Annotated in this window: 10 protein-coding genes and 1 pseudogene; 3 read left to right on the top strand and 8 right to left on the bottom strand. The window is 45.9% G+C overall.

Annotated elements, in window-relative coordinates:
• Positions 1-590: 590 nt before the first annotated feature.
• Together FPZ49_RS23700 and FPZ49_RS23695 are read right to left on the bottom strand one after the other, a co-directional pair.
• Positions 591-1,505, bottom strand: a complete 915-nt coding sequence (locus FPZ49_RS23700; RefSeq protein WP_144851723.1) for an NAD(P)-dependent alcohol dehydrogenase — start codon at positions 1,503-1,505, stop codon at positions 591-593.
• A 556-nt stretch (positions 1,506-2,061) separates the two neighbouring features.
• Positions 2,062-2,526: an HAD family hydrolase gene (locus FPZ49_RS23695; RefSeq protein ID WP_144851721.1), complete on the bottom strand. Its 465-nt coding sequence runs from the start codon at positions 2,524-2,526 to the stop codon at positions 2,062-2,064.
• A gap of 524 nt (positions 2,527-3,050) precedes the next feature.
• Here FPZ49_RS23695 and FPZ49_RS35980 point away from each other — a divergent pair.
• Together FPZ49_RS35980 and FPZ49_RS23690 are read left to right on the top strand one after the other, a co-directional pair.
• Positions 3,051-3,203 (top strand): hypothetical protein, encoded by a 153-nt coding sequence (locus FPZ49_RS35980; RefSeq protein WP_186446044.1) that lies wholly within the window; start codon positions 3,051-3,053, stop codon positions 3,201-3,203.
• Positions 3,204-3,993: 790 nt separating this feature from the next.
• Positions 3,994-4,518 carry a CBO0543 family protein gene (locus tag FPZ49_RS23690; protein ID WP_144851719.1) on the top strand — a complete coding sequence of 175 codons (525 nt, stop codon included), beginning with the start codon at positions 3,994-3,996 and terminating at the stop codon, positions 4,516-4,518.
• A 395-nt stretch (positions 4,519-4,913) separates the two neighbouring features.
• Here FPZ49_RS23690 and FPZ49_RS23685 read toward each other — a convergent pair.
• Positions 4,914-5,370: pseudogene (locus FPZ49_RS23685) on the bottom strand (2OG-Fe(II) oxygenase); the annotation flags it as partial.
• Between the two features lie 306 nt (positions 5,371-5,676).
• Between FPZ49_RS23685 and FPZ49_RS23680 the strand changes: the two are divergent.
• The gene (locus FPZ49_RS23680) at positions 5,677-6,714 is read left to right on the top strand and encodes an ABC transporter substrate-binding protein (protein WP_144851718.1); all 1,038 of its coding nucleotides are present in this window, start codon (positions 5,677-5,679) and stop codon (positions 6,712-6,714) included.
• A 253-nt stretch (positions 6,715-6,967) separates the two neighbouring features.
• Here FPZ49_RS23680 and FPZ49_RS23675 read toward each other — a convergent pair whose 3' ends face one another.
• From FPZ49_RS23675 to FPZ49_RS23655, 5 genes are all read right to left on the bottom strand, one after another.
• On the bottom strand, positions 6,968-7,963 hold the full coding sequence (locus FPZ49_RS23675) for a Gfo/Idh/MocA family protein (RefSeq protein ID WP_144851716.1): 996 nt from the start codon (positions 7,961-7,963) through the stop codon (positions 6,968-6,970).
• A 78-nt stretch (positions 7,964-8,041) separates the two neighbouring features.
• Positions 8,042-8,869, bottom strand: a complete 828-nt coding sequence (locus tag FPZ49_RS23670) for a phytanoyl-CoA dioxygenase family protein (protein ID WP_144851714.1) — start codon at positions 8,867-8,869, stop codon at positions 8,042-8,044.
• Positions 8,870-8,896: 27 nt separating this feature from the next.
• Positions 8,897-10,234 carry a family 4 glycosyl hydrolase gene (locus FPZ49_RS23665; protein WP_186446043.1) on the bottom strand — a complete coding sequence of 446 codons (1,338 nt, stop codon included), beginning with the start codon at positions 10,232-10,234 and terminating at the stop codon, positions 8,897-8,899.
• A 17-nt stretch (positions 10,235-10,251) separates the two neighbouring features.
• A complete protein-coding gene (locus FPZ49_RS23660; RefSeq protein ID WP_144851710.1) occupies positions 10,252-11,610 on the bottom strand; it encodes a family 4 glycosyl hydrolase in 1,359 nt (452 codons plus the stop codon).
• A 29-nt stretch (positions 11,611-11,639) separates the two neighbouring features.
• Positions 11,640-12,782 (bottom strand): mandelate racemase/muconate lactonizing enzyme family protein, encoded by a 1,143-nt coding sequence (locus FPZ49_RS23655; protein ID WP_144851708.1) that lies wholly within the window; start codon positions 12,780-12,782, stop codon positions 11,640-11,642.
• Positions 12,783-12,796: the final 14 nt, after the last annotated feature.

Genomic DNA, 12,796 nt, shown 5'->3' with positions numbered 1-12,796 from the left:
GGACCATCTATTTCGATTATCCCACTGGATCTTCCTCTATCTCGTTCGGTGGCCATCTTTTCCTTCGAGGGACGTTATATCTCGCCGGCAGCCGATATTTTTATGCGTTATGCAGAAAAGTATCTAGGTACGGATATTCCATGAGGGGATAGACTCGCACTCTCATCAATACTCCCGCACTTTCCCCAACAAATTTTTTATGGTAGGTTTCACCTTAATGGTCATAACGGCGAAAAAGGCGAAGAGCTACATCGGCAGCTCCCTTTTTAGTTGCTATACTATTACGCTGATGTACGCGGCAATTAATGAGATAATGTTCTTGTCACCCGACATGTGTTAAAACACTATTCTCACGGCTTCGCCTGTGCACAAAAAAGAGCCGGAATATGCTCCGTCTCAATCGGTCAACCTGCTACCTATATTTAAGCCCGCCATTTTTTTAAAGCTTTGGTTTCATCGGCCTTTCTTACTCTCACTTGAACCACACACTTACCGGACAATTGCGGCGCCTCAAGAGACTCTTGGCAGCCTGTTGTTATGGAGATCTCGTACTGTTAATTTGACTTATGATTTCGAGCTTTTTTAATTTATCATGTTCCAATGTTAATTACTACATTTCCCTTCTTGCGCCCTTTCTCCACATATCTGTGAGCCTCGGGAACTTGTTCTAGTGGATAGCGTCTATCGATGAGGGGTTTGATTTTCCCCATTTCAACAAGCTCTTTGAGGAAATGTAAATCCTCGTTGCGGACTTTCGCAATACCTTGCCCATCCACCGTAACGTACTTCCCGTTCGGTGCTATTGCTCTCTTGCATTTAGCTTTAGAAATCTTTCCAACTGCATCAAATATGAGATCATATTGTTGAATTTTATCCGCAAAGTCGTCTTTCATATAATCGATGACATAATCTGCTCCCAAAGATTTTACCAGTTCCATGTTGTCAGCGCCACAAACCCCTGTAACTTCCGCACCAAAGTACTTGGCAAGCTGAACTGCTGATGAGCCAACCGCACCGGAAGCCCCATAGATAAGAACTTTTTGTCCATTTCGGATATTCCCTTTTCTAAGGAAAAACAATGCTGAAGTTCCCCCAAACGGAATGGCAGCAGCTTCTTCATATGTCACATTTTTTGGTTTTAAATCCACAACGCTTTTCTCATGCAGGCATGTGTACTCTGCATAAGCCCCAAAACGCATCCCAGTTAATGCAAAAACTTGGTCTCCTTTCTTAAATCGTTTCACATTTTTTCCTATTCGTTCGATTTCTCCAGCTAACTCCACGCCTAATATTGGATTTCTCGGTTTTCTAATTCCTAAAACGATTCGCATGGGAATCCAGAATAAAATAGGACTATTAAAACCTCGAACTCTTATGTCCCCAGCAGATACAGTTGTTGCATGAATTTTTACCAGGAATTCTTTGTCCTTGGGAGTAGGTTTTTCTACCTCCGTAAGCTCAAGAACATCCGGTAATCCATATTTTTTGCATACAATCGCTTTCATGGGTTTCCTCCATACCTCAAATTGCAATTAGTATATTGAGTACGCCACATAAAGATGTATTTTTCCCACAGATGCGTACTTTCTTTTCTTTATTTACTGAATGGACACCTACGCTCAAACAAGGATCATACGCTCAGTTTTTTTGAAGGGATCCGTCTTCAAGAACCCGGAACGGAATTCAGCTTAGAATGTTGATGACCTCACCTGCCAGCCTGTTTTTCTTTCATAGCATAAAAAATCAACACTCCGGCTCCAGAGATAATAAATAATTACATAACTTTGGACGTTGTATATACATTAACAGTTGCGTATAACTGCCAGTTAGCTCAATGACAAAGAGAAGTTACTACGTCCCCTCTCCATCCCCAAAGACGTCACCCTTTCTGTAATTTCAGTTTACTTAATTCATCCTGTCACACGGCCAATAATGAGATCAAGCTCTTGTCACCCGACAATTTCAATTTAGCAATCAATTCTCTATTCAAGGATCAGCGAAATATTTTCATGAGAGCGTAACAGCGAAACTCGTCGTGTTAGTCCCACTAAATCAGTTGAATTACTTTCTCAGTGTTGGAATGAGTCGGTGATGCATTAATAACAAATCTAATCCATCAACTACATCCTTAACAACTATGTTACTAGCCATTAACGTCGCTGTTGCACAACCTTCTTTCCCTATTACAGCGATCGAAAGATCAGCTTCACGAAACATTAGTTCGTCATTTACCCCATTGCCGATAACAGCAACACCCGGTGCAATCCTACGTACAAAATTACTTTTCTCCTCCCGTTGGTTATCCTTACCGATGACGTGTATCTCCACGGGCAACCCCTCACATTGTCTATAGGCACTACCATTACTATCAGCGGTTAGTACATGGATTTTAACTAACTTGTCTAATGCTACAAGCTTATCCCTAACAAATGGAAAAATCTGTCCGTCCAAAGCAATCGTTCCATTAAAATCCAAAACGAGATGATTAATCATAAGTCTTTCTTGTCCAGGAATTAGTACCTCCATCACATAGCTCCTTCGGCATACGCATCTAAACTCTCCTAATCTTAACACATATCAGAATACACCAACCAGAATTACACTCCACTTATGATACTTTTCGCTCGAACTCCCTAATAGCATAGCTAAGCTGACGTGTTGAACCAGCGGCATCCTCTTGTTGTAGGTATTATGCATTCGTACCCGTCTACCTTTACGTTCAAAAGTTACAAATCTGCATGATGACCAGCATATTCATACAGGTGAGGAGTCACTAAGCAAAATTAAAAAGAGAATCCACCAAGACCTTCGCTGATCCGATGACCCTATCCTTGGAATACCATGTGGACCCCCCTATGTTTAAGTAATGATTACATTGTAATTAGGGGGATGTTTACGTGCATTGACTTAAGTCAAAAGACGAGTCTGAAATTTTGGAACCTTAGGTTCGAAGATCCCTCGCATTCTGGTGAGGGTTTCTTCATCTTGTACTGGAGGTTTGGAATTATTTCCAAACAATTGGGCAGAATAAGGGCGGAGGTGATTCGATCATGGAAGTACAAAAAGAAACAGTCACTTCGGTTGACCCTAAAACGGGTGAATCGAAGGAAGTTACCTTGGTTTTAGATCATGACGAACATAATAATATGAAATACTCTGTAGATCATGAACCAGACCATGAAGAAAGCAACGAGGGCCGCTGAATTCCAGCAGCCCTTTTCTATTTGCTTGGCTTAATCGTTTGATGAGACATTCCGGTCAGATATCGCCAGTTACAGTACGATATTGGATATCCATTGGGTGATTGCCTGATTCGATTCATCATAAATCTTTGCTGCGAATATATTCGGCAACGTACCCGAAAATGCCGATCCAAGTAGATTCAATTCCGCATTACATTGACTATGTCCAATTCTCTAGGATCAGTTTCAATGAATCAGGGGGTTATGATATAAAGAAAGCTGCTTTAATTTTGGGAGTGCAAACAAATGCCGCGCAACAACCCAGAATGTCAGATGGAGAATATCAAAACCCTGCTGTTACGACAATACCGATCAGCGATTGATACAATTCCTGATATGTTAATAATATCCTAAATTATTATTTGCAGCGAAGGGTCTTTGATTCAAATGGTGCACATCTCGTTGCACTAAACATTCCTGTATAGCCTAAGAATGGGCTTTGTCAAAAAAGGAGCGCCTCGGTATGATGGGTTTGTCCACGGGTTCGAAACCCAACACCATCAAGGAGGCGCTCTTTTTCCATGTAAGCCTCCCCCTAGCTAGATGCAAATCGACGTCCATATTTTAAAGGCGTCCTTTGCAGTCTTCAATTCACAGCCCGTCGGAAATGATATAAAGTTCTTTGCAACATTTGTAACTTTGATCAAACTATTCTAAAGATTTCTTAATTCACTAATTAATTAGGATTAGTGGAAGTTGTATTGGATAAGATACTAATTATTGGTAAGTATATGGTGGGGTGAGAATTTGTATGCATTTGGCCATTGCCACATTAATCTTAATTGTAGCATGGAAACGTGGAGATTGGAAAAACTGGAGAGACTATCATACTACAATGATGTATTTCGCCCTGGGAAATTTACTATATAATTTTCTCACTGCAAATCATTTTTTATGGAAATTAAAGGCTGACTTTTTGCCTAATCATAGTTTAACCGAGATGGTTTATACATTTGTTACCTTCCCGCTTACGGCCTTTCTTTTTCTCTCCAACTATCCAAAAGATAGGATTGGAAAACAAATTGCACATAATTTGAAATGGATCTTAATTTTTACTGCTGTTGAATACTTCCTTATGATTACTGGTCGGATTATTTATCAATATGGCTGGAATCTTTACTGGTCTATCATATTTGATTGCACCATGTTCCCGATGCTTCGATTATTCTATAAACGGCCAGTACTTGCTTATGGTATCTCCGCAATCATGTGTGTTTTTTGGGTATGGTATTTTAAAGTTCCTGTTAATGTTCCTATCGAACTAAGACGTCCTTAGCCGTTTCACACTTACGATAATATGCGAAGCTGACCCACTCCCATTCATCCTCGCGAGTTACGACCTTAATCCGGCGGAGTTGTTGATCCACTCTCTCGACAATGAAGAAAGTAACGATTTAACATTCTCTTCCATGAAATCACCTCTAACAAGTATTTGTGTTCATTTGAAATATTCGAGAAGTGTTTAAACTCTCCTGCCCCGTTAACGTAGCGACGACAATCAACGATAATAAACGATGGCTGGATCATTAATCAAACTAATAATATTGTTAAATTTATTAATAGTATTAAATGTTCCGGTGTGAAGTACAAACCGTATCAAAAGATGTCGTCACACCGAGGAAAATAAAGGGAGCCACTCCTGAATTGGAGAGGCTCTTAGACTCCTTTAATTTAAACGTAGCGATGTCGTTGTCTTCTCATCCACTGGGTCGCTACCCATTTCTCTCCGGCTTCGACGAGATTTCCCCCTCCTCCATGTAACGTTAGTTCATTAAGCGATTATCCTTATTAAAATATTCAAAAAGACGGCACTGCCTTTTTTCGGTGCTACTGAAAAATGAAGGTTAGGGAAGTACGTTTCTCCTCCCTTTTCTACGTCATTTAAATACATCACCAATGTGCTGATTCGATTGTTAACAACATTTTCGGAGGTGAAATAGTCCAAATGAGGCTGATACTGCTCGCCGTCTTTATAATGTAAAATTTGCAGCGGTTCAGCATGTGAGATCGGTATATTCATCAGTTCAGAAGCTCTGGTCTCAATCTTCTGAACCCATTCATTCTCGTTTTCCTCAAAGAACATGCTGCTGTTTGTTCTAATATCGCTTACCACACGAGCTTTGCCAATTCATTTTGCCGATAATACAAATCTCTTTATCTTTAGTCCTAATTTTGTTTTCCAATGAGTTAACAATCGTCTGTTCTATCATGGCCATCGTTGCATCCTCTTTCATAAGAATACATAACATTTATTATGTAAACAAGTTTCTAAAAATCTCAAGGATCGATTCATTATTTGGACATGCTCCATTTTTATGCCGCAAAAAAACGTTTTCATTGACGCCATTAAAGCATCCTACTAAAATAGCAATAGCGCTTTCATGCGTTTATGCTTTTATCTAGTGAACCATCACATCAATAGGGGGTACAGAGTATGAAGTCAAAAATGGTATTATCCGCTTTACTTAGCATTTCGCTGATGGCGTCAGGATGTGCGGCAGGCGGCAAGGAAGCATCCTCGGGCGCATCAGCGGGACAAGGCGGCAAACCGGAAGCGAAAAAAATTGTGAAAATCGGAATCACCCAAATCGTCGAACATCCGTCACTGGACGCTGCACGCCAAGGCTTTATCGCCGCACTAAAAGACAACGGCTATGTGGAGAAGGATAACCTCGAGATTGACGTGCAAATCGCTCAAGGCGATGCAACGAACAACCTCTCGATTGCACAAAAATTCGCCACCAACAAAAAGGACCTGGTGCTAGCCATTGCCACTCCATCCGCCCAGGCTGCGGCGCAAGCGATAAAAGATACGCCTATTTTGTTCACCGCCATTACAGACCCGCTCGGAGCGAAGCTTGTACAGAGCCTGGAGAAACCGGGAGCGAACGTAACCGGAACATCGGATACGCATCCCGAAGCGATCACCAAGCTGATGGACTTTATTGCGAAGGATTTTCCAAAGACGAAGACCGTCGGCATCGTGGCGAATGAAGGCGAGCAAAATTCGCTCGTCAACGTGAAAAAAGCCGAGGAATCGCTCTCGAAGCTGGGTATCAAGGTTGCGAAGGCATCGGTCTCGAACGGCTCTGAGGTGAAGCAGGCGGCGGAATCGCTCGTAGGCCGAGTGGACGCCATCTACATCCCAAAGGATAATACAGTGGTCTCGTCGCTTGAATCGGTCATTCAAACCGCGGAGAAAAACAAAATACCACTGTTCGTCGGAGAAAAGGATTCCGTCAAACGCGGCGGCTTCGCCTCTTACGGCTTTGACTATTACGATCTTGGCTATACGACCGGTAAAATGGCCGTAGACATTTTGAAAAACGGCAAGAAGCCCGCGGACATTCCAGTCGGATTCCCGGACACGCTCGATCTTGCGCTCAACATGAAAGCAGCGAAAAGCGAAGGCATCGATGTGACGCAGTCGATGAAAGACAAAGTGAAAGATAAGAAAAATATTATTGAATAGTATTCCAAAGGAGCGGCATCGCCAAGCGAGGGCTGCTCTTTTGTTTGCCGCTAACGTGCACATAATATTTAATGGTTGTCGTGCCCACTGAACCCTGTTATTTGTTCTTGACGGTTCGTGTAAGCTTCCCACTCGATGGCCATTACCAGCCCCCATAACAAACTTCACCATCTAGTTAATCGCCGTGCGTGGCACACTGAGAAGAGCCAGAGGGAATTTCCCCTTGGCTCTTTCCTGCATGCATTTCAATATATTACAGAACCACTCGGGTCCGCTCATTAGCGGATTTTATACATGCTTCTAGAACGCGCATATTAGAAATGAAATCTGAAGGCTCAAAGCTTAACGGCTCGCCATGTAGCACGCTCCTGGCGAAATTGTCGGCTTGGATAGCGTAATGATTGACATGCGGCACCTCGATTTCCTTTCGCTCTCCACCTATGGTTACGAATAGATTCGTAATTGGTTCAGGACGAGTACCAAACCCGGAGGGCAGGTCAATTCGGCCGTTTGTACCAACGATCTCCATGAAGCTTCGATTCGCCGCCCACATGCCGCAATCGAAAATCAATGCAACCGACTCGGGGAACTCCACGAGCCCGGAGGCCATCATGTCCACATAATCATGCTGGGGCGACAAAAGTGCATGCACGGTAACGGCCTCGGGCTCTCGCTCAAGTAAATATCGTGCGGCGTTTATCGGGTAGCAGCCCACATCATAGATCGACCCGCCCCCCCACTCTCGTTTAAATCGGATGTTTTCCATATTAGCAGAGTTGTTGAAGGTGAAGGCACCGCGGATCACGCGGATGTCTCCGATTTCACCGGAGCTTATGATTTCTTTTAGCATTTGATAACGGGGATGATGTCGATACATAAAGGCCTCCGCCAGCTTGACACCGGCTTTGGCGCACGCCTCCGCCATTTCCTCCGCTTCCTTTACATTCAGCGCGATCGGTTTTTCGCATAAAATATGCTTCCCAGCTTTAGCTGCCTTAATGGTCCACTCTTTATGCAAGTGGTTGGGCAAAGGGATGTAGACTGCGTCGATGGAGGGATCCTCTAGCAGGTCTTCGTAACTACCAAATGATTTCGAAATACCAAACTGCTCCGCGACCATTTTGGCCTTAGATTCCTCCCTGCTAGCAATGGCCTCTACGACACAAAGCTCAGATTCACGCACGCCTGGAATGAATGCACGTTTGGCGATACTTGCGTTTCCCATAATCCCCCACTTTAATTTCTTCATACTGAATCTCCTCCTCAGGTAATAAAAAATAGGGGCTCTCCTGTCTTCCAGACTTAAGGAGTCCCCTTGGCGAGGTTGTTACATATAACCGGTTTTGCCGAGCAGTTCTAGGATCTCTTCATTGTCCTGCTTTTCAAGAGGCTTGGTTAATCCATCCGCCGGCTGGACGCCATATAGGCCGCGCTTTAACCAGGTCGGGTAGTAGCTGAGGATCAATAACCGGCGTTTGCTCCCTTCCGAGGTGGTTGGCATAGCGCGATGCCATAGGTTTGCATGCTGCAGTACAGCAGTCCCCGCTTTAGGCCGCAGCACGATACTTCCCTGCATCTCACCGAAATATTCGGCCGGCGGCTCTTCTTGTATTCGCTCGTGTGAGCCCGGCACAACACAAAGCGGACCGTTTGCATCTGTAACATCGTCGAGATACAAGAGCACATCCAAACAATGCGGTCTAATAAACCATGGGGGCAGCGGCTTGGGAATGTAGCGCAAATGCTGATGCCAGATCGTCTCTTGATTTTCAGGACCGGGATAGCTGATGCGTGCCGACATGCCCATTTGCACCTGGGGTCCCAACATGGCTCGGGCAATCGATAACAAGGGCTGAAATTGAAGGAATTTGAGGAAGGTTTCATCTTTATCCATCAAATACCGTAAAAAGAGACCTCCAAAGTTGCCCATTGTGTTAACGCCCACATCGTCCTTCTCCTTAGCTTCCAAACGATCCAATGCGCTGCGAAGCTCCTCAAGTCCCGTTCCGGAAAACAAGTCTTCTTTTATCAGGTACCCTTGCTTGATCAGATGAGTTAGCTCTTCTTGTGTGGCGAGAACCTCGATCTCTCGTTTCGGCTCATCGGGCTTCATATTTAGAATTTCGTAGCTGATTCGATGTCCCTTTTCACTCATTCTGCGTCCCCCTCTTCCTGCTTATAGTCAAGCATGAAACAACCGGGCCAGCTTCTCGTTGCGAGAATCGCTCAACCATTCGGTGATTAAAGCTTCCGCTTGCTCCCGTGTACGGGTACGTTGATCATGCAGCAAATATTGCAATAGATAGTCGCGATCCCCGCTGCGCATAGCCTCCACCGCACATTCAGCCTTCCTCCAGCGAGGCACCATTTCACCTACAACAACCTTGGCCGGAAGCGGAGGTGTGACTACCCCACGGATCCCCGAAGCGTTGACAACCCCCTTGCATTCAATCACAAGGTCCTCCGGAAACCCTTGGATGAGCTGCCCTTTGTTCGGAATATTGACTTGATAAATACCTTCCTCATCATTCACAAGCGAATTAATGATCGGTACGATTTGCTCGTGGCCTTGGACAGGGCGGAAAATGTCGGTCACCTTTTGACTTTCATCCAATACGACACGTTCAATCTTTTTTACATTTTCATTCATTTTGTTCAAATACCTTTGCCAGCCTAGCTCCGAGTCAAATCCACCCAGCTTCCCGTACCATTGCTGCTTGGCGGCAAGATCGGTATGATACCACCAGCCGACGAACCTAGGCGTATCCCCAATCGGCATCAGTCCATATAATCTATATTGATCTATTGCCGCTCGGGATAGCTGTGTATCGTGAAATTCAAAGTTATCTTGAGCCCAATAAGCTTCGGCATGCTTTTCTATCCATTCGTTCAAAAGCGGGTAAGCATCCTGGCCCTTGTAACGAAAGTCCGTCATCCAGATCCAATGGTTAAACCCTTTCGTTTCTGCTGTTACATAGGCGGGGTCGAGACCTAATACCCTAGCAATATGCTGATAACCGTAATGGCCGTGACATAAGCCGAGTACTTTAACCTTTGTTTCACGGTGCATTAAGGTACAGCCTTCAAATACAGGGTTAGCGGACTGAATCAGCCAAGCGTTAGGACAGATCCGCTCCACATCCCGGGCAACGTCAAGAAACAGCGCCATTTGTGGAAAATCGTGAAGTCTCGCTCCGCGATAATAGCCATGTTTTTCGGCTAGCCTCCGCTGTGCCTCCGTCCAATCATGGCCCCCGACCTGTGCCGTATTTATGACGAAATCCGCTCCTTGAAGCGCCGTCTCACGGTGCGTGGTTTTGGAAAAGCTGATCTTTCCTCGGATCTCGCGCGTTAGTCTTTCAGCAAGCCGGTGTACCATTTCCAAACGTTGTTCATGGATATCCATCAAGACAACATGGCTGCCTTGTAGTCCAGGGTTTACACAAAGGTCACGAACAATTTCCGCGGAAAATTGCGCGCTTCCCGCCCCGATTATGGCGATTTTCACACTCGTTTTCATGTTTCCCTCCGGATTCATTAAGGATGGATCCTAAATACTTTGGCAAGCTGTTCGTTACGCGGGTCGGCAAACCACTCCCGTAAATAGCCTTCGGCCTGTGTAAGACTTCGAGTCCGTTGATCCATGAGCAAGCATGAAAGCAGTAAATGATAGTCGCCGAGGCGCATGGCCTCAATCATGCATTCAGCTTGACTCCAGCGTGGATTCATTGTGCCAGCCACCAGCTTTGCAGGCAGCGGCTCCTGGCTCACGCCCCGGATTCCTGAACCGTTCACCACGCCTTGGCACTCCACAACCAAATTTTCCGGGAACCCTTTAACGATACCTCCGCGATTGGGGATGTTAACTTGATAAATCCCTTCCACGTTATTCACTAAGGAGTTAATAATCGGTACAATTTGTTCTTTGCTTTGCACAGGCGGAAAAATATCGGTCACCTTCAAGCTGGCATCGGTGACGGCTCTCTCAATGTCGTCAACCTTATCCGACAGCCGGTCAAGGTACTTCTGCCAGCCCAACTCTGAATCGAAGCCTCCAAGGCTACCGTACCATCGCTGCTTTTCAGTCAGATCGGTGTGATACCACCAGCCCACACCCAAATTTTCGCACGTTCGCGGCGTGTCCCCGATCGGCATGAGGCCGAACATTTGGTATAAATGAATGGCTGCCCGCGACATTTGATTATCCCAAAATTCAAAATCAGCTTTCGCCCAATAGGCCTCAGCTTTCGTTTGGATCCATTCATCCAGCAGTGGGTATGCATCCTCACCTTTATAACGGAAATCTGTAAGCCAAATCCAATGGTTGAACCCTTGTGTCTTAGCGGTAACATACTGCGGTTCCAGTCCAAGAACATTAGCAATTTCCAAATAGCCGTAATGCCCGTGACAAAGCCCGAGAATATTCAGCTTCGTTTCACGATGCATGAGGGAGCAGCCCTCAAACACCGGATTAGCGGATTGGATCAGCCAAGCATTTGGGCAAATTCGTTCTATATCACGGGCTACGTCTAAAAACAAGTGCATTTGAGGAAAGTTATGTAATTTGGTACCGCGATAATAGCCATGCTTTTCTCCCAACTTGCGCTGATCCTCCGACCATTGGTGCCCTCCCACCTGAGCGGTGTTCAGTACGAAATCAGCATCCTTGAGCGCTTTTTGGCGGTCCGTCGTTTTGGAAAAACTAACGTTCGCCTGAAGCTCCGCGGATAATCGCTCGGCCAGCTGCAGCACGAATTCAAGACGGCGTTCATCGATGTCCATCAGCACGACATGGCTTCCGGCTAACCCTGGATTGACACATAAATCGCGCACAATCCCTGCAGAAAATTGTGCGCTCCCCGCCCCGATGATACAGATTTTCACACTCGTTCCCATCGGCTTCGCTCTCCATTCCTCGGGAATTGTCACCCCTTGATTTCGCGTCGCTTTTCCCAGCCCGCTTCAAATAACCGTAAGAAGTTTTGGTCCCCATACGGATATTTGCTCATTTCCTCTTCATTCAGATCCACGCCAAGACCCGGATCGTCCGGAATTTCAATATAGCCATCCTTGACCTGCACCGTACCTGTCATGATCCGCCTTGACCACTCAGCGTTGGTATCATCGAAGCACTCCTGAATCAACAGATTCGGCACCGCAGCGCCTACATGAGTATTGATTACGGTGCAAAGCGGGCTTTGCGCATTATGAGGCGCGATGAAGCTTTCGTGGGATTCCGCGATCGCAGCGGCTTTCACCATCCCGCTGATCCCTCCGATTTTCAATACCTCCGGCTGAGCAATGCTCACGACCTTGCTGCCGAGCAGACGTGAAAATTGCGCTAATGAATCAAATCGTTCCCCGCTGGCCACCGGTATTGGCACTTGGCTCGCCACGGCTATAGTCGCTTCCACATCGGTGGACATCACAGGGGTTTCAAACCACATGGGATTAAATTCCGCCAACGCATGCCCGAGCTTAACAGCCGTGCTAACGGAAAAGCGATCATGCGCCTCAATGAGCAGATCCACGCTCTCACCGACAGCTTCTCGGACCGCCCGCACAATATTCAAAGATAACCGTTCCTCATCCCGCTCCATGAAACGATAGGCATTGCCGAACGGATCAAATTTAAGCGCCGTGTATCCCATCTCTACCGTGCGAAGAGCCGCTTCCGCAAAAAACGCCGGATCGCGCGGGCCACGATACCAGCCGTTCGCATACGCACGAATCCTAGGGCGCATTTTACCTCCAAGCAGCCGCCAAACCGGTACACCCAGACTTTTTCCGAGAATGTCCCAGCAGGCCTGCTCTATTCCGGACATCGCCGTGGAATAACCGAGAAACAGCCCCTTACGCATACTGTCCATAATTTCATGGACATTCCGCGGGTCCTTCCCGATATAGAGCGGCTTCAACTCATGGACGGATGCTTCGTTGGGCTTTGTCTGCAGCCCTCCGGTTGCTTCGCCAACCCCGGTGATCCCTTCATCGGTGTAGAGCTTTACAAATACCCAGTTTTTCCAAGGGTTCCCGACAACAAAGGTTTTAGCGTCAATAATTTTCATATGACAAACGCCTC

The organism is Paenibacillus cremeus (genome assembly GCF_007786445.1).
Classification (GTDB): domain Bacteria; phylum Bacillota; class Bacilli; order Paenibacillales; family NBRC-103111; genus Paenibacillus_G; species Paenibacillus_G cremeus.
Note: the sequence above shows the minus strand (reverse complement) of the source record. Positions and strands in the feature narration are given on the sequence as shown.

What these genes read in the sequence shown, in the direction of transcription:
- FPZ49_RS23675 (WP_144851716.1), bottom strand. Translation starts at nt 7,963, where the DNA reads ATGAAGAAATTAAAGTGGGGGATTATGGGAAACGCAAGTATCGCCAAA.
- FPZ49_RS35980 (WP_186446044.1), top strand. Translation starts at nt 3,051, where the DNA reads ATGGAAGTACAAAAAGAAACAGTCACTTCGGTTGACCCTAAAACGGGT.
- FPZ49_RS23680 (WP_144851718.1), top strand. Translation starts at nt 5,677, where the DNA reads ATGAAGTCAAAAATGGTATTATCCGCTTTACTTAGCATTTCGCTGATG.
- FPZ49_RS23695 (WP_144851721.1), bottom strand. Translation starts at nt 2,526, where the DNA reads ATGGAGGTACTAATTCCTGGACAAGAAAGACTTATGATTAATCATCTC.
- FPZ49_RS23670 (WP_144851714.1), bottom strand. Translation starts at nt 8,869, where the DNA reads ATGAGTGAAAAGGGACATCGAATCAGCTACGAAATTCTAAATATGAAG.
- FPZ49_RS23660 (WP_144851710.1), bottom strand. Translation starts at nt 11,610, where the DNA reads ATGGGAACGAGTGTGAAAATCTGTATCATCGGGGCGGGGAGCGCACAA.
- FPZ49_RS23665 (WP_186446043.1), bottom strand. Translation starts at nt 10,234, where the DNA reads ATGAAAACGAGTGTGAAAATCGCCATAATCGGGGCGGGAAGCGCGCAA.
- FPZ49_RS23690 (WP_144851719.1), top strand. Translation starts at nt 3,994, where the DNA reads ATGCATTTGGCCATTGCCACATTAATCTTAATTGTAGCATGGAAACGT.
- FPZ49_RS23700 (WP_144851723.1), bottom strand. Translation starts at nt 1,505, where the DNA reads ATGAAAGCGATTGTATGCAAAAAATATGGATTACCGGATGTTCTTGAG.
- FPZ49_RS23655 (WP_144851708.1), bottom strand. Translation starts at nt 12,782, where the DNA reads ATGAAAATTATTGACGCTAAAACCTTTGTTGTCGGGAACCCTTGGAAA.